At 62.3% G+C, this 14,915-nt stretch carries 17 protein-coding genes and 1 tRNA gene; 8 read left to right on the forward strand and 10 right to left on the reverse strand.

Annotated features, from left to right (window positions below):
- The first annotated feature begins 274 nt into the window (after positions 1 to 274).
- On the forward strand, positions 275 to 796 hold the full coding sequence (locus RMO51_RS10430; protein ID WP_310394425.1) for a hypothetical protein: 522 nt from the start codon (positions 275 to 277) through the stop codon (positions 794 to 796).
- 13 nt (positions 797 to 809) lie between these two features.
- On the opposite strand, the gene RMO51_RS10435 is transcribed toward RMO51_RS10430, so the two are convergent.
- The 9 genes from RMO51_RS10435 to rpmB form a co-directional block, all read right to left on the reverse strand.
- Positions 810 to 2,174 carry a hypothetical protein gene (locus RMO51_RS10435; protein WP_310394427.1) on the reverse strand — a complete coding sequence of 455 codons (1,365 nt, stop codon included), beginning with the start codon at positions 2,172 to 2,174 and terminating at the stop codon, positions 810 to 812.
- Positions 2,175 to 2,337: 163 nt separating this feature from the next.
- Positions 2,338 to 2,414, reverse strand: a tRNA-Asn gene (locus tag RMO51_RS10440).
- A 111-nt stretch (positions 2,415 to 2,525) separates the two neighbouring features.
- The gene (locus RMO51_RS10445) at positions 2,526 to 3,002 is read right to left on the reverse strand and encodes a Rieske 2Fe-2S domain-containing protein (protein WP_310394429.1); all 477 of its coding nucleotides are present in this window, start codon (positions 3,000 to 3,002) and stop codon (positions 2,526 to 2,528) included.
- Between the two features lie 13 nt (positions 3,003 to 3,015).
- Positions 3,016 to 3,864, reverse strand: coding sequence for a 3-hydroxyacyl-CoA dehydrogenase NAD-binding domain-containing protein (locus tag RMO51_RS10450; RefSeq protein WP_310394430.1), 849 nt, complete (start codon positions 3,862 to 3,864; stop codon positions 3,016 to 3,018).
- A 79-nt stretch (positions 3,865 to 3,943) separates the two neighbouring features.
- Positions 3,944 to 4,915 carry a signal recognition particle-docking protein FtsY gene (gene ftsY, locus RMO51_RS10455; RefSeq protein WP_310394432.1) on the reverse strand — a complete coding sequence of 324 codons (972 nt, stop codon included), beginning with the start codon at positions 4,913 to 4,915 and terminating at the stop codon, positions 3,944 to 3,946.
- A gap of 222 nt (positions 4,916 to 5,137) precedes the next feature.
- Positions 5,138 to 5,302, reverse strand: coding sequence for a DUF4295 domain-containing protein (locus RMO51_RS10460; protein ID WP_071885836.1), 165 nt, complete (start codon positions 5,300 to 5,302; stop codon positions 5,138 to 5,140).
- A gap of 8 nt (positions 5,303 to 5,310) precedes the next feature.
- Positions 5,311 to 5,493, reverse strand: coding sequence for a 50S ribosomal protein L33 (gene rpmG, locus RMO51_RS10465; RefSeq protein WP_046245291.1), 183 nt, complete (start codon positions 5,491 to 5,493; stop codon positions 5,311 to 5,313).
- Positions 5,494 to 5,731: 238 nt separating this feature from the next.
- Entirely contained in the window at positions 5,732 to 7,429 is a 1,698-nt protein-coding gene (locus tag RMO51_RS10470) for an aminopeptidase P family protein (RefSeq protein ID WP_310394434.1), read from the reverse strand.
- A gap of 186 nt (positions 7,430 to 7,615) precedes the next feature.
- Positions 7,616 to 7,855 carry a 50S ribosomal protein L28 gene (gene rpmB, locus RMO51_RS10475; protein ID WP_088462723.1) on the reverse strand — a complete coding sequence of 80 codons (240 nt, stop codon included), beginning with the start codon at positions 7,853 to 7,855 and terminating at the stop codon, positions 7,616 to 7,618.
- A 229-nt stretch (positions 7,856 to 8,084) separates the two neighbouring features.
- Between rpmB and RMO51_RS10480 the strand changes: the two genes are divergently transcribed.
- Positions 8,085 to 8,930 (forward strand): class I SAM-dependent methyltransferase, encoded by an 846-nt coding sequence (locus RMO51_RS10480; protein ID WP_310394437.1) that lies wholly within the window; start codon positions 8,085 to 8,087, stop codon positions 8,928 to 8,930.
- 16 nt (positions 8,931 to 8,946) lie between these two features.
- Here the strand turns inward: RMO51_RS10480 and RMO51_RS10485 are convergent, their stop codons facing one another.
- On the reverse strand, positions 8,947 to 9,135 hold the full coding sequence (locus tag RMO51_RS10485; RefSeq protein ID WP_310394438.1) for a DUF5522 domain-containing protein: 189 nt from the start codon (positions 9,133 to 9,135) through the stop codon (positions 8,947 to 8,949).
- Between the two features lie 76 nt (positions 9,136 to 9,211).
- Between RMO51_RS10485 and RMO51_RS10490 the strand changes: the two genes are divergently transcribed.
- The 6 genes from RMO51_RS10490 to hemB all read left to right on the forward strand — a co-directional run bounded on the left by RMO51_RS10490 (position 9,212) and on the right by hemB (position 14,801).
- Entirely contained in the window at positions 9,212 to 9,718 is a 507-nt protein-coding gene (locus RMO51_RS10490; RefSeq protein ID WP_310394440.1) for a hypothetical protein, read from the forward strand.
- Between the two features lie 68 nt (positions 9,719 to 9,786).
- On the forward strand, positions 9,787 to 11,037 hold the full coding sequence (gene rocD, locus RMO51_RS10495) for an ornithine--oxo-acid transaminase (RefSeq protein WP_310394442.1): 1,251 nt from the start codon (positions 9,787 to 9,789) through the stop codon (positions 11,035 to 11,037).
- 94 nt (positions 11,038 to 11,131) lie between these two features.
- Positions 11,132 to 12,271: an FAD-binding oxidoreductase gene (locus tag RMO51_RS10500; RefSeq protein ID WP_310394443.1), complete on the forward strand. Its 1,140-nt coding sequence runs from the start codon at positions 11,132 to 11,134 to the stop codon at positions 12,269 to 12,271.
- A gap of 409 nt (positions 12,272 to 12,680) precedes the next feature.
- Complete coding sequence (locus tag RMO51_RS10505) at positions 12,681 to 12,872, forward strand: hypothetical protein (protein WP_310394444.1); 192 nt, start codon at positions 12,681 to 12,683, stop codon at positions 12,870 to 12,872.
- A gap of 499 nt (positions 12,873 to 13,371) precedes the next feature.
- The gene (locus RMO51_RS10510) at positions 13,372 to 13,740 is read left to right on the forward strand and encodes a hypothetical protein (RefSeq protein ID WP_310394446.1); all 369 of its coding nucleotides are present in this window, start codon (positions 13,372 to 13,374) and stop codon (positions 13,738 to 13,740) included.
- Between the two features lie 74 nt (positions 13,741 to 13,814).
- Positions 13,815 to 14,801: a porphobilinogen synthase gene (gene hemB, locus RMO51_RS10515; RefSeq protein ID WP_310394447.1), complete on the forward strand. Its 987-nt coding sequence runs from the start codon at positions 13,815 to 13,817 to the stop codon at positions 14,799 to 14,801.
- The last annotated feature ends 114 nt before the right edge of the window (positions 14,802 to 14,915 follow it).

Here is a 14,915-nt window from a genome sequence, read left to right on the forward strand (position 1 = left end):
GCAAGTGGCCCGACTCCACCAGGCGCACAACTTCCAGCCGGACGGCCATTGAATAAATCTCATATTTCTGGCGCTCCTTGCGCGGCCGATTCTCGTTCATGGAATTCAGAACTAGTGTACAGCTCTGGACGGACGAGACACAGCCAAGTAGTGTGACGGCACCCTTGGTGCCAGCGCGACGTGAGATATTCCGTTACTTTCGCTTGACACTGGTTTATCAGCCCGGTCATACCCTAATTCACACGTCGCTTTGTCTAAAAATCTAATTCGCTTCATGTCCTACCCTCAAACTGAGCCACCAGCGCCATTTGTGGAGAAGATAGTTTCAGTGTTCCGTCAGCATTTAGACGCCATCGGTACAATCGAACTGAAGAAAGGATTATCCAGTGACGCTGTACTTGCTCTTCTGCGCGACGACTTGTTGCTCCTGGGCTTCGTGGCTGAGGCAGGCAAACGTGCTACAGAGAAAATTGCGCGTCCTGTGTTTTTCGGTGAGAACGGCGTGCCCAGCCTGCGCTATGAAATTGATGCGTTTCACAGCGAATGGCGGTGCGGCTTAGAAATTGAAGCCGGTCGGGCATGGATGGGCAATGCCGTTTATCGTGACCTGATTCAAGCATTGGTAATGGTCGAAGTAGACACACTTGTACTAGCGGTGCCCAACACTTACCGCTATGTTACTAAGGACAAAGGTGTCATAAGCAAGGACTACGAGAACACCGTTTCGATAGCAAATGCGCTTTACGGTCACTCCCGGATGCGTTTACCCTATAATCTGGTAGTTATCGGCTATTAGCCAATCATATATACTACAGCGTCGGCTCTCCATCGTACCATTCACCTAACACCGCCCGCCACGCATCGAGCACCGCCGGAGCCAGCAGCCGCGCCTTGTCCTTGGCGTATCGGTCCGTCACGTCCTCGTCGGCGTGCCCGAGCACCAGCTTAGCCAGAGCCTTGTTTCCGTTACTGACCTGCTTCAGCAGCGTGCCCGCCGTGTGCCGCGCCGTGTGGGTGCTGATGACCTGCCAGATGGGCCGCCAGTTGTGCATCACCTTGCCGCCCGTAATCAGCCGGTCATCCCATTCACGGGTGAGGCCCGCCCCCTGCGCTATTTCCTTAATCCAATCTCCGCGCTGCTGCCAGTTGCGGGCCGGAAACTGCCAGCCCCACCGCTCACCGATTTTCAGGGCAATGGGAGGCAACGGTACGGCCGCGTCATTGCCGGTTTTACCCTGCGCGTGGAGCAGCGCAGGCACTTGGCTGCCATCTTCCAAGGTCAGCGTGATTCGTTCGCGCTTGTCGAATTTTTCCAAGTCCTCGTAACGCCGCCCGCTGAATAGCTGAAACAGCCACCGGTCCCGCTCCTCCGCTAACTGCTCGGAGGTCGGCCGCCACCGAATCAGTTTGCGCACTTCCTCAATCTCCAAATCCAGTTGCGGCGCGTTCTTGGCCGAGTACTGCAGCCATGCCATGTCGGCCGGTAGCCCCAGTTGCTCCAGGCATTTGCGGATGCCTCCAAAATGCACCTTCACCGTCGCGTCGGATTTCTGCAGGTCAAGCAGGTGCTGCTGATACTCCTTCGCTACTTTCTGCGTCACCTGGTCCGGCCGCAGCTCCGGCCGCCAGACTTCCATCATCGTAGCCAGCTGGTCGTACTTGCGTAGTGAGTCCTTGGCCAGGTTGCGGTTTTCCGCTTTCCATTCTTCCAGTACTTGCCGGAAGGTGCGGCTCACCGCCGGCACAGCTTTTGGCGCAGTCTTCTCTTTACCCGGCACCAACTCTGCCGCCAGCACAGCTTTAGGAATTCTGCCCGGCTCTCCATTGTCAAACAACCGGTAGAAGGTGTCTTCAACTGTTTTCCTGCGCGACATGAGATGCGCATTGATGTTGGTAGCCGTGTCGGGGTGCGTGGGTACGGTGGCCATTTCTTTCAGGGTCAGCTTTCGCTCATCCATTGCCCGCTGCGCCTTGGTATCCCACAGCGCTTCGACCCCTTGACCGTTCGGACCAGGCCGCTCCGGCAGCACCAAAACTCCGGCATCTAACTGCAATTCCTGGCCGTGCCACCGCAATGTCATGCGCACCGGGCAGTACCCGCGCTTGTTTCGGGCGGCCAGCCGCAGGTAGAACTGCACGCTGATGGTGCGCTTATAGAGGGTAGGAGTGAGCATCTGTTTGGCCTTTATCCCAGGTTCTGTCCCGGTACGTGTCCCGGTTTATGTCCCGGTCTAAGCCAAAGTTAATCGGAGATGCCCGCAGATGCAAACTGTAAATGTGCCCTGGGTGGCCTGAAAACGAAGAAAGTCCGCCTGGATGGGCGGACTTTCTAAGCTGTGGCGCTCCCTCCTGGGCTCGAACCAGGGACCCTCTGATTAACAGTCAGATGCTCTAACCGGCTGAGCTAAGGAAGCAATTGTTTACCCGAAACCCGGTTACTGTTGTTTCGGACTGCAAACTTACGACCTTCTCCAAAAAGGCACAAGCTGAAATCGTATTTTTTTCTATAAACTTGCTCCGGCAGCCTAGTTCGTGATACTGAGCAGGGTACCCTGTAAGCTGGTACTGTATTGCTTTAAGGGTCTCGGGGCCGGGCCGCCGGTAATTTGCCCGCGCAAATCGAATTGTGAACCGCAACAGGAATCGCGCATGAACTGCCGCGAGTTTCGGTCTACGCTCACCACTGCGCACGCGTCGTAGGGCTGGTACGGACAGTTACGCTCAAAAGCTAGGTAGCTGCCCGCGCTTTGCCGCACCACGATAACACCCCGAACCCCCCCGGTGCCCGCGGGCCCAGTCACCGGCAACGTCACAGCGCCGTTGTCGAAGCGCAGGGCAGCGTATTGCTGGTTGGTGGTGTTGATGATTAGGTTTACGGGGGCCTCGGGAATCAGCGGCTGGTCACCGTTTTTGGACCCGCAAGCGGAAGCAATGAGAAATGAGGAATGAAGAATGAAGAATGCACATCGGCGGCTGGCGAGACTCAATTGGTAATTCTTCATTCCTCATTCTTCATTAATAAATATAAAAGCCCCGGCCCGTTTTGCGGCCGTGGTGGCCGGCGTCCACTTTTTGCTGCTGGATGCGGCTGGGCCGAAACTTCGCGTCTTGGTGAAAGGAGGCGAACATGGCGTTGGTGACCGAAAAGTTCGTGTCGACGCCAATCAGGTCCATCAACCGGAACGGGCCCATTTTGAATCCACTGGCTTCCAGCAGTTCGTCCACCACCTCAAACGGGGCCACTTGTTCCTCCACAATTTTCAAACTCTCGACGTAGTAATGCCGGGCCACCCGGTTCACGATGAAGCCCGGCGCATCGGCGGCGCGCACCGGAGTTTTGCCCAGGCGCCGGGCCAGGGCTTCCACCGCGTCGGCCACGGCCGGGGCGGTGGCCACACCGCTGATTACTTCCACCAGGGGCATCAGGGGCGCCGGATTGAAAAAATGCAGGCCCACCACTCGTTCCGGGTGCGGCACGGGCGCGGCCAGTTGGGTGATGGGGAGCGAGGAAGTGTTCGAGGCCAGGATGGTTGCCGGCCCGTTCAGAGTCGCCAGTTCCTGGAACAGGCGGTGCTTCACGTCGAGCCGCTCCACCACGGCTTCGATGATGAGGTCGGCCCGCACCAGGCTCATATCAGTTGTTGCGGCGAGGCGGGCCAGGGCCGCGTCGCGGGCCTCGGGGGTAAGCTTGTTTTTCTCCACCAGCCTGCCCAGCCCAGTGGCAATGGCTGCCTGCGCCTTCTCCAACGCCGCCGGATTCAGGTCGAACAAAACCGTGGGCAAGCCGTGCTGGATGGCCAACTGGGCAATGCCCAGCCCCATGGTGCCCGCCCCCACAACGGCTATTGTCAGTACATCATTCATGGCACGAAAGTAAACGGCCCGCCCCGGCAGGTGTTGCTTGCCGAAACGGGCCGCGTGGGTGGCTCCGCTTGCTCAGCCACTACTTTTTGAACAGGGAATCGACGAACGTGTGCCGGTCGAACAGTTGCAAGTCGGTCATCTTTTCCCCCACCCCGATGTAGCGCACCGGAATGCTGAACTGCTCCGAAATTCCGATGACCACGCCGCCGCGGGCCGTGCCGTCGAGCTTGGTGATGGCCAGGGCCGTGACTTCGGTGGCTTTGGTGAACTCCTTGGCTTGCAAAAACGCATTCTGGCCGGTGCTGCCGTCCAGCACCAGCAGCACTTCGTGCGGGGCGTCGGGAATTACCTTTTGCATCACGCGCTTGATTTTGCTGAGCTCGTTCATCAGGTTCACCTTGTTGTGCAGGCGGCCGGCCGTGTCGATGATGACCACGTCGGCGCCCAACTCCACGCCCTTGCGCACGGCGTCGTAGGCCACGGAGGCCGGGTCGGTGTTCATGCCGTGGCTCACCACGGGCACGCCCACCCGCTGGCCCCAAATGATGAGCTGGTCCACGGCCGCGGCCCGGAAGGTATCGGCCGCGCCCAGCACCACTTTTTTGCCGGCACTGTGGAAGCGGTGGGCCAGCTTGCCGATGGTCGTGGTTTTGCCCACACCGTTCACGCCCACCACCATGATGACGTACGGTTGGCCGGAGCTGCCCGCGCTGTCGAGCACCGCCGTCGAGCCCGCGTTGTTGTCCTCCAGCAAAGCCGCAATTTCCTCGCGCAGAATGCGGTCCAGCTCCGAGGTGCTCACGTACTTGTCGCGCGCCACCCGGGCCTCAATGCGGTCAATAACTTTCACCGTCGTTTCGATGCCCACGTCGGCGTGCACCAGCAGGCTTTCCAAATCGTCGAGCACGGCTTCGTCCACGGTGTTCTTGCCCACCACGGCCTTGCTCAGCTGCTCAAAGAAATTGGTTTTGGTTTTTTCCAGGCCCGCGTCCAGCGACGCTTGCTGCGCGGTGCTTTCCTTGTCCTTTTTAAAAAAATCGAAGAGGCCCATAGACTATTCTCATCCCGGGCATACCGCGGATGTAGCGGTGACGAAGGCCCTTGTCACGCCCACGCCGCCGGATTCACTAAATATGACGAAAGCAGCCGTGGTGAGACGCTTCCTTGGCCGACGCCGACCTTCGGTTCGTCAGCATGACAGACGCATTACACGCAAAAAGTCCCACGAAGGTGGGACTTTTTAGCCTTTTACGAAGCCGAAGCCGGCGGGCAGTTACTTGTTACCGGTGGCCAGGTACTCCTGCACTTTGTCGAGGAGCACCATTTCCTCGCGGAAGGTGTAGGCGCCGGTCTTCTCCGATTTCACGGCGCGAATCACCTTTGCCCAGTTCTTGGCGTTCTCTGTCGATTTCAGAGTTGCTACTACTTTCTTAGCCATTGTTCAGGTTATTTAATTTCCTTGTGAACGGTCATTTTCTTGAGGATGGGGTTGAACTTCTTCAACTCGATGCGCTCGGGGGTGTTCTTGCGGTTCTTGGTGGTGATGTAGCGCGAGGTGCCCGGCATCCCCGAGTTTTTGTGCTCGGTGCATTCCATGATAACCTGCACCCGGTTTCCTTTCTTGGCCATCTCGACGGGGGTGTGTTTAAAATTTAGGACTGCAAAGGTACGGGGCTTTTCGGAAACGACCAAGGGAAAGCGCCGGCAACTTTCAGACGGCGAAGCAGAACGCCGCGAAAAAGTTATGCTCATCTGGCGTCCGCTTGCCGAGACATCTCGCTCGCATCGTTGAACGATTGAATTACTTCCCCACGCAAGATGCTTCGGCTGCGCTCAGCATGACGTGGTTTTTTCGTCTGCTGTCAGCCTACTTCAGCACCGGCAGCTGCCAGGCTTCGAGCGCGCTGGGCACGGCCATTAGCTGTTCGATGTCGGCCACGGTGCGCGGGGCTTCGGCCGAGAGGTTTTCGTAGCCGGTGGCCGTAATCAGCACATCGTCCTCGATGCGCACGCCGATGTTCCACCACTTGGGGTCGCAGGGCGAGCCGGCGGGGATGTAGATGCCGGGCTCGACGGTGATGACGTTGCCGGCCTTCAACGGGCTGTAGCTGCCCCGGTCGTGCACGTCAAGGCCCAGGTAGTGGCTGGCCCCGTGGGGGTAATACTTTCGGAATTCCTCCTTCTTCTTGCTGATGCCGAGCTTAACCAACCCGCTGGCCACCACGTCCTGGGTGGCTTTGTTGGGGGCGTCGAAGTCGGCGCCGGGACGGCAGGCGGCGAAGCCCGCTTCCTGCGCGGCCAGCACCAGCTCGTAAACCTGGCGCTGCGCCGGGCTGAAGGTACCGCCGGGCGGCGCGGTGCGCGTGACATCGGCCGAGTATCCGTGGTATTCGGCGCCGCAGTCCATCAGCACCAGGTCGTTGTCGAGGCGCTGGCGGTCGTTGGTTTCGTAGTGCAGCACGCAGCCATTGGCCCCGGCGCCCACGATGCTGGGGTAGCCCTGAAACTCGGCGCCGTAGCGGCGGTACACGTATTCGTGCAGGCCCTGCACGTCCATTTCGCCCATGTCGGGGCGCATGAGCTTCATTACCTCGCGCTGGCCCACGGCGCTGATGCGGATGGCGCGGCGCAGCAAGACCAGCTCTTCGGGCGTTTTCACGGCGCGCAGCGCGTCCAGGGCGTCGTTCAGCACGCCCTCGTCGAAACGGCCGGGCGGGTTGGCGTTGATGGCGGCCTGACGGGCCGCGTCGGTGGCGGCGGCCAGGTAAGCTTTGATTAGGGGCGCATTGGCCAGGGCGGGGTTTTCCTTTGCTTCGCTGGCAACGTACCCGCTCACGCCCTTGGCGTTGCGGATGCCGTTGCGGCGGATGACGTTGCTGAGTTCCGAGACGGTGGAATTGTAGTCGGCCGGCACGCCCGCCTGCTGCCGAAACGTGGCCACCAGGCTGTGCAAGTCGCCGGCGTCGCCGGCATCGTCGCGGGTATCGGTGGGCAGGTTGGTGAACAGGACGTGGTCAAAATCGGCCCAGTTGATGCCGGCCGCCGCAAACTCTTTATTGTCGGCGGCAAGCTGCAGTCCCAGCTGCTTTTTGGCTCCCGCGGCGCCCAGGCGGCGGCCCGTCCACTGCTCGCGGGCGGGGTTGCGGGGCTGGGTAAACAGCGCCTCGGTGACGCCCGCCTGCCCGGCCGCGGTGCGCGCCTCTTTGAAGAGCAGCAGCACGGCGTCGGGCTCGGGGTAGCCGGTCAGGTAGTAGAGGTCTGGGTTTTGGTGGTAGATAAAGTCCACGTCGTTGGCCCGGTTGCGCACGGGCGCGGCAAACACCACGGCTACGCTGCGCGGCGGCAGCTGCGCCCGCAGCAGTTCGCGCCGCTGCTTGTGGAAGGCGGCCGGCAAGAAATCGGTGGGCCGGGCGGGCGCCGCCGCCAGCAGCGGCTCGGGCACGGAAACGGGTTGCTGAGCCGCGGCCGCGAAGCCAGCCAGCAGCAGCCCACCCGCCAGCAGCACCCGAGAGGTCCGGCGCCACGCGGGCACCGGCAGCAAAAAGGAGAGGAACAGACGTTGCATACGATTCAGAATCAGCAGAAAAATCAGGCGATAGTGCAAGATACCCGCTAACGGACAAAGCCAGCGCCGATACCGTTGCCGCGAGGGCAAGCGTATCGGCGCTGGCTTTGTATCTGGCTGAAAACAGGCTGCGGACGGGTGTTAGTCGAACCCGACTCGTGCCTACTATCAGCTGCTTACAAGTAGTTAGTACACGATGAAGCCCTGCTCTTTGGCCTTCTTCAGCACGGCCATGATGCCGTTCTTGTTGATGGTGCGGATGGTGGACGTGGCCACTTTCAGGGTTACCCAGGCGTCTTGCTCGGGAATGTAAAAGCGCTTTTTCTGCAGGTTCGGGTAGAACTTGCGCTTGGTCTTGTTGTTCGCGTGCGAAACGTTGTTGCCAACGCGGGTACGCTTGCCGGTCAAATCACAAACACGGGCCATGATATCGGAGGGTTAATTAATTACAAAGCAGGGAAACGGGCCGCAAATATCGGTAAAAGTTTGGCAATCGCCAAATTGCTTTCTCAATTAGGCTGGGAAACAGGCCGCTGTCTGCCCACTGACAACGTCCCCAACGAACCCGGGAGCGGAAGGATGCCAGAACTTGGGGAAACCCGTAGTTTTGCAGGCTGCTGGCGCAATTGGCCCGCGGCCGTATCTGCCCTGTTATATGCTCAAAGAACTATACCGGTTCGTTTCGCCGAAATATCAGAACCTGTTTCTGGACTATAAAGTCGCCTTCGAGCCGCGTTATGGCCACGGCAAGCCGCCCCACCAGCCACTGTACGACCTCATCGACGGCCACCGCACCACTTACCGGGAATTGCTCGTCGGCATGCTGGCCTACCAGCCCGCTTTCGAAGGCATCAAGGACGCCAAGGCCGAAACCGACCCCAGCCAGCCCACCTGGAACAACACGTTTTTGCCGGGCCTCGACATTGTGGGTATTTACGGCATGCTGGCCCATTTCCGGCCGGCCCAGTACGTGGAAGTGGGCTCGGGCAACTCGACCAAAGTGGCCGCCAAGGCCGTCCGCGACCAGGGCCTCGCCACCCAGATTACGTCCATTGACCCCTACCCGCGGGCCGAAATCGACCAGCTCGCGCAACGCGTGGTTCGCCGGCCGTTCGAAGACATCGACTTCTCGTTTTTGTACGAGCTGCGGGCCAACGACATTCTGTTCATCGACAACTCGCACCGGGTGCTGCCCAACTCCGATTCCACGGTGTTCTTCTTGGAAGTGCTGCCCCGGCTGGCGCCCGGCGTCATCGTGCACATCCACGACATCTACCTGCCCTACGACTACCCGCAATTTATGTGTGACCGGGCGTATTCGGAGCAATACCTGCTGGCGGCTTTCATTCTGGCCAACCCCGCCAAGTACGAAACCATCCTGCCGAATTATTTCATCAGCCAAGACCCGGAACTAAGCACGATTCTGGCGCCGCTGTGGCAGCGGCCGGCGCTGCGGGGCGTCGAAACCCACGGCGGCTCTTACTGGCTGCGCGTGAACTAAGCCGGGCCCGGCCGGGTCAGCTCAATGGCTGGTCAGGCGCATTCGGTGCGGTTGGTTTGGCCCGGAAATTCCAGGGGCAGTGGCGGCAGCCGCTCTGGCAGCAACTGCCCCGGCGCCGGTGGTACTGCGCGGTGAAGACGAGGTAGCCCTCGGGCGTGTAATAAAAATCGCCGGGTTGCAGGGGCTGGGGAACGGGGGTGGGCATCGGTGCATCAAAGTTACGGCGGGCACCGTTGGAAGAAAACCGGCCGGTGCCTTGTTATCAATTCCGGCAATTTTCCATGACTAAGCCCCTTCGTTTGGCACTGCTGCTAGCGGCCGCGGCGTGGCTGGGGCCGCAGGCCGGGGCCGCGCAGGCGCCCGCGCCGGTGGTGCTCACGGCGGCCACGGCGCCAGCCAACGTGCGGCCTGCTTTGGTTCGCGACGAATCCGCTTTGGCCGACCCCGTGCGGGAGGCGTTGCGGACCCTTCCCCGGGCCAAAAAGCGGTTTTTGGCCGGCCTGCCCAACGGCGACCAGCTGCTGCTTTCGGTGCGGGTGGTGGCATCGGATACCAGCTTCCGGCGGGCCTCGGCGCGGGTGCTGGGCTGGCGCGGCGGGGCGGTGCAGGCGCTGCTGCTGCCCGGCGCGGCGGCTTCGGCCGGCTCCACCGAGCCGGTACCGGTGAGCTTTCCCGAAGCAGCCGTGTTCGACTGGACGCTGCTGCGGGCCAGCGGCCGCGCAGAAGGAAACTACGTGGGCCGGTACCTCGACACGGCGCGCCAGTTGGAGCGGCTGCCACTGCGCTAAGCCCCGGGCCTGCTGGCTGCGCCGGAAAATCGTAATTTCGTGCCCTCACCACCACTCCCACCCACTTCATGCAAACCACCTTCCCCATCGCCACCGCCAGCCGCGCCGAGCAGCTGATGCAGCTCGAAGACCAGTACGGCGCGCACAACTACCACCCCCTGCCCGTGGTGCTGAACCGCGGCGAGGGCGTGCACCTGTGGGACGTGGCCGGCAAGCATTACTACGACTTCCTTTCGGCGTACTCGGCCGTGAACCAGGGCCACTGCCACCCGCGCATCATTGGCGCGCTCACGGCGCAGGCGCAGCAGCTCACGCTCACGTCGCGGGCTTTTTTCAACGACCAGCTGGGCGCCGCCGAGCAGCAGCTGTGCGCGTTGTTTGATTACGACAAAGCCTTGCTGATGAACTCCGGCGCCGAAGCCGTGGAAACCGCCCTGAAACTGGCCCGCAAGTGGGGCTACCAGGAAAAAGGCATTGCCCCGAACCTGGCCCGCATCATCGTGGCCGAGCACAACTTCCACGGCCGCACCACGGGCATCATTTCCTTCAGCACCGACGGCGACAGCACGGGCGGGTTCGGGCCGTTCGCGCCCGGCTACCAGGTAGTGCCCTACAACGACATCGAGGCGCTGGAAGCCGCCGTGCGGGAGCCGCACGTGTGCGCTTTCATGGTGGAACCCATCCAGGGCGAGGCGGGCGTGATGGTGCCGGCGGTGGGCTACCTGGCCCAAGCGGCGGCCATCTGCAAAGCGCACAACGTGCTGTTCATCGCCGATGAGATTCAGACCGGGCTGGGCCGCACGGGCAAACTACTGGCCTGCGACCACGAGGCCGTGCACCCCGACATCCTCATTCTGGGCAAGGCGCTGAGCGGGGGCGTGCTGCCAGTATCCGCGGTGCTGGCCGCCGACGAGGTGATGCTCACCATTCGGCCCGGCCAGCACGGCTCCACGTTTGGCGGCAACCCGCTGGCCTGCGCCGTGATGCGTGCTTCGCTGGATGTATTGGTGGAAGAAAAGCTCGCGCAAAACGCGGCGAAGCTGGGCGAGGTGTTCCGGGCCCGGATGCGCCAGATACAGGCCCAGCGCCCCGAAGTGGTGGAATTGGTGCGCGGCAAAGGCCTGCTCAACGCCATCATCATCCGGCCCCACGCCGACGGCCGCACCGCCTGGGACGTGTGTGTGACGCTGATGGAGCGCGGCGTGCTGGCCAAGCCCACGCACGGCGACATCATCCGCTTCGCCCCGCCGCTGGTAATCACCGAGGAGCAGCTGCACGAGGCCTGCGACGTGATTGAGGGCGTGATACTGGAGTTCTGAGCGCGAAGTTTCGCAACGTGTTAAGGTAAGTTTCGCCAAGTTTGGTGGTACAAGTTTGGTGGTAAAAAAACGTTGCGAAACTTACTTTAACACGTTGCGAAACTTCGCGCTATCGTACTGGGAACACCACAGTTTCTTCGGCCCGGCCGACGTGGCCATCATTGGCGCGGGACTGGTGGGGCTGACGGCGGCCTTGTACCTGAAGCAGCGCCGGCCCGCCTGGCGCGTGGTGGTGCTGGAGCGGGGCGCCCTGCCCAGCGGCGCTTCCACCAAGAATGCGGGCTTCGCTTGTTTCGGCTCGATTTCCGAACTGATAGCGCAGGAGAAGCGCGGCGACTTACTGGCCGTGGTGGCCGCCCGCTGCGAGGGCTTAGCGCGGCTGCGCGAACTGGTGGGCGACGCGGCCCTGGACTATCAGCCGGTCGGCGGCTACGAGCTGTTTCGCCCCGAGGAAGCGGCATTGGCGGAAGAGTGCCGCGCGAAAATCAGCTACTTCAACGACTTGCTGGCCCCGGTGGTGGGCCACGCCCGCACCTTCCGCGACGCCAGCGGCGAGGCCGGCCGCCTGGGTTTGCGGGGAGTGAGCACCCTGCTTAAAAACGAGCACGAAGGCAGCCTCGACGCCGGCCGCATGATGCGCGCCCTGCTGGCCCGGGCCTGGGCGGCGGACGTGCCCGTGCTTACCAATTGCGCGGTGGAAACCATAGAATCTTCGGCTGCGGGGCACCGCGTGCACTTGGCCAACGGGGCCGTCATCGAAGCCGCTCAGGTGCTGCTGGCCACCAACGCCTTTGCCACCGAACTCCTGCCGGAGCTGGCCGTGACGCCCGGCCGCGGCCAGGTACTGGTGACCGAGCCCCTGCCCGCCGTGGTTTTGCCGGGCACTTTTCACTACGACCACGGCTATGCCTACTTTCGCCAGCTGCCCGACCACCGCCTGCTGCTGGGTGGCGGCCGCAACCTGGATTTCGCGGCCGAGGAAACCACCGCCCCTGGCCTCACCACCCGGGTCCAGGAATACCTCGAAGCGTTGTTGCGCGAGGTCATTTTACCCGGCCGACGGCCCCGCATCGATTACCGCTGGAGCGGAGTGATGGGCTTCGGGCCGGCGCTGGCGCCCCTCATCGACTGGGTGCGGCCGGGGGTGCTGGCCGCCGTGCGCTGCAACGGCATGGGCGTGGCCCTGGGCGCCGGCACCGGCTGGCAGGCGGCGGCCAAGTTGGCCGGGGCGTAGCAGAATCCGTTCCTTGTCCGTACAGCACTGCTCCGATTCAACCCTCAACCATTCCCATATGTCCTCTTTTACGCCCAAGCCCTGGTTGCAACGAAGTCGAAAAACCCTGCTGGTCCTGCTGTCCCTGGGCCTCGTAGGCGCGGGCACAAGCTGTCAGAGCGCCCGGCCCGGCTACTCGTTCCAGCCCGGGCCGCGGGCAGTGCGCGTAGCCGAGCCCTCGGCCCCGCGCGGAGTGGCTGCGGAGGCAAGCCCGGCCGCGGCCGCAACGGTTGCGGAGCCCGCGGCTTTGCTCCGCTCGGCTCGTAAGCCACGCTGGCAAGCGGCAGCCCCAGCCCTTCAACCAGCCCAGTTGCCGCGGCCGCCACGGGCCGTTTCGCGCGGAAAAGTCCGCCTGCCAGTATCTGCTTCTGTGCGGCGTCTGAAACCCGAGGGGCCGGCCGAAGCGGGGCTGGGCACCACGGTGCTGGGCGTGTTGGGCCTGGTGGTTTTGCCGGTGGGGTTGATAGGGCTGCTACTGGGCGGCGGGCTGGCATGGGGCATAATTGCCGGACTCGGAGCCCTGGCTGTGCTGGTGGCCTACCTCGACCCGGACGGACGATAACCGGCATCCTGGATAAACTTTGCGGGCAAATTTTGCCTCTACCATTGCCAATCCGCCCCTCTCTTTGCTGCGAAGACCTGTGGCACGCGTTCCTTGCTTTTTTTGCACCGTAGCCGCGGCCTGCTGGGCGGTTTACTTGGGCTCGGGCTGCTGGCCGGAGGCGGCCTTCCGTGTTAGCTCCGCCCCAGCTTCTTATTTGAAAGAACACCCGCGCGTAGGGCCGGGCCGCCCAAAGCTTGCGACTGAACGCTGCCCGCCGGAGCTGTGCACGGCCCGTCTCGGGGCTCGCAGCACCTGCGACAAGCCCCATCGGCCCCCGGCCCCAAGCCGGCGTCTGCTTCCAAAGGCGAGGGAAACGCCCCGGGCCGTGGGCGGGCGCCGAGTCCGCAAATGCAATCCGCAACCTTCACTAGTTTTCCCGATGGTCCAGCCGCCTTTGTTGTCAGAAGTCCCGGGTAGTTCTCCGCAACCTACCGGGCGGGCAGAAACTCCTACGCAGATGAATGCCGTGTTTTTGTTCTTTCTGGGGGGCGTCGTATTCGCGGTGGCGGGAATTCTGGTGGGCATCGCCTTGGCCAATTGGTGGGGACTGGCGGCGGCGATGGGAGGGCTGGGGGCCGGCTTACTGACAATTATGGCGGGCGTTTTTGGCATTACCGGCCACGGCAGCACCGCTAAGAGCCGGTTCAACCCCGTTACGCTGGCGGGCGTGCTCATTTTACTGGGCGGCCTGGTCCTGGGCTGGCACATCGGCGGCCTGCTCGGGGTGGGGGTGGGTCTGGCAGTGCTCGGATTCGGGGCCCTGGTGACCGGCGTGGGCGTAGTAGTGGGAATACCGAACGAGGCGCCCCCGCCCGCAATCAAATAAACTCCGAGACCCAGCGGCGGACCTTTTTTCCGCGTGCTGGTTGTAAAATCATACGTTTTTGTTTTTTCTCCCCCATGCTCCCCACCCACCGCCCCCGCCGCAACCGCAAGTCCGCCGTCATCCGCGACATGGTGCAGGAAACCCGCCTCACCACCCACGACTTCATCTTTCCCCTCTTCCTGATTGAGGGCCAGAACCAGGCGCTGGAAGTGAAGTCCATGCCCGGCATCTACCGCTACTCGGCCGATAAAATCATCGACGAAGTGGGCCGTTGCGTGGAGCTGGGCATCAACGCCTTCGCCCCCTTCCCGAGCATCAACGACGCCTTGAAGGACCGGCTGGCTAAGGAATCGGCCAACCCCGAGGGCCTGTACCTGAGAACAGTGGCCGACCTTAAGCGCCAGTTCCCGGACATCGTGCTGATGACCGACGTGGCGATGGACCCCTACAGCAGCGACGGCCACGACGGCGTGGTGGACGCCGAATCGGGCGAAATCCTGAACGATGCTACGCTGGAAGTGCTGGGCCAGATGGCCCTGGCTCAAGCCCGCGCCGGCGCCGACATCATCGGGCCCAGCGACATGATGGACGGCCGCGTGGCCTGGATTCGACGGGTGCTGGACGAGCAGGCCTTCCAGCACGTGAGCATCATGAGCTACACGGCCAAGTACGCCTCGGCCTTCTACGGCCCCTTCCGCGACGCGCTGGATTCGGCTCCGAAAAAAGGCGATAAAAAAAGCTACCAGATGAACCCGGCCAACAAGCGCGAGGCCCTGCGCGAGCTGGCCCTCGACGAGGCCGAAGGCGCCGACATGGTGATGGTGAAGCCCGCCCTGAGCTACCTCGACGTGATTCACGCCGTGAAGGAGCGCACCCACCTGCCCGTGACGGCCTACAACGTGAGCGGCGAGTACGCCATGGTGAAAGCCGCCGCCCAAAACGGCTGGCTCGACGGCGAAAAGACCATGATGGAGGTGCTCACCAGCATCAAGCGCGCCGGGGCCGACGCCATCCTCACGTACTTCGCCAAGGAAGCCGCCGCCGTGCTGCGCCGGGGCTAAGAGTCGCATATTTTATTTAATGATTGCTATATAGTACAAAAACGCATCATGATGATGCGTTTTTTTGTTGGTGACTGCTCGCGAGCTGGTAGAGTCGCATCCTCCAAAACGCCG

Source organism: Hymenobacter sp., assembly GCF_031398885.1.
GTDB lineage: Bacteria > Bacteroidota > Bacteroidia > Cytophagales > Hymenobacteraceae > Hymenobacter.

What these genes read in the sequence shown, in the direction of transcription:
- RMO51_RS10430 (WP_310394425.1), top strand. Translation starts at nt 275, where the DNA reads ATGTCCTACCCTCAAACTGAGCCACCAGCGCCATTTGTGGAGAAGATA.
- RMO51_RS10435 (WP_310394427.1), bottom strand. Translation starts at nt 2,174, where the DNA reads ATGCTCACTCCTACCCTCTATAAGCGCACCATCAGCGTGCAGTTCTAC.
- RMO51_RS10445 (WP_310394429.1), bottom strand. Translation starts at nt 3,002, where the DNA reads ATGAAGAATTACCAATTGAGTCTCGCCAGCCGCCGATGTGCATTCTTC.
- RMO51_RS10450 (WP_310394430.1), bottom strand. Translation starts at nt 3,864, where the DNA reads ATGAATGATGTACTGACAATAGCCGTTGTGGGGGCGGGCACCATGGGG.
- ftsY (WP_310394432.1), bottom strand. Translation starts at nt 4,915, where the DNA reads ATGGGCCTCTTCGATTTTTTTAAAAAGGACAAGGAAAGCACCGCGCAG.
- RMO51_RS10460 (WP_071885836.1), bottom strand. Translation starts at nt 5,302, where the DNA reads ATGGCTAAGAAAGTAGTAGCAACTCTGAAATCGACAGAGAACGCCAAG.
- rpmG (WP_046245291.1), bottom strand. Translation starts at nt 5,493, where the DNA reads ATGGCCAAGAAAGGAAACCGGGTGCAGGTTATCATGGAATGCACCGAG.
- RMO51_RS10470 (WP_310394434.1), bottom strand. Translation starts at nt 7,429, where the DNA reads ATGCAACGTCTGTTCCTCTCCTTTTTGCTGCCGGTGCCCGCGTGGCGC.
- rpmB (WP_088462723.1), bottom strand. Translation starts at nt 7,855, where the DNA reads ATGGCCCGTGTTTGTGATTTGACCGGCAAGCGTACCCGCGTTGGCAAC.
- RMO51_RS10480 (WP_310394437.1), top strand. Translation starts at nt 8,085, where the DNA reads ATGCTCAAAGAACTATACCGGTTCGTTTCGCCGAAATATCAGAACCTG.
- RMO51_RS10485 (WP_310394438.1), bottom strand. Translation starts at nt 9,135, where the DNA reads ATGCCCACCCCCGTTCCCCAGCCCCTGCAACCCGGCGATTTTTATTAC.
- RMO51_RS10490 (WP_310394440.1), top strand. Translation starts at nt 9,212, where the DNA reads ATGACTAAGCCCCTTCGTTTGGCACTGCTGCTAGCGGCCGCGGCGTGG.
- rocD (WP_310394442.1), top strand. Translation starts at nt 9,787, where the DNA reads ATGCAAACCACCTTCCCCATCGCCACCGCCAGCCGCGCCGAGCAGCTG.
- RMO51_RS10510 (WP_310394446.1), top strand. Translation starts at nt 13,372, where the DNA reads ATGAATGCCGTGTTTTTGTTCTTTCTGGGGGGCGTCGTATTCGCGGTG.
- hemB (WP_310394447.1), top strand. Translation starts at nt 13,815, where the DNA reads ATGCTCCCCACCCACCGCCCCCGCCGCAACCGCAAGTCCGCCGTCATC.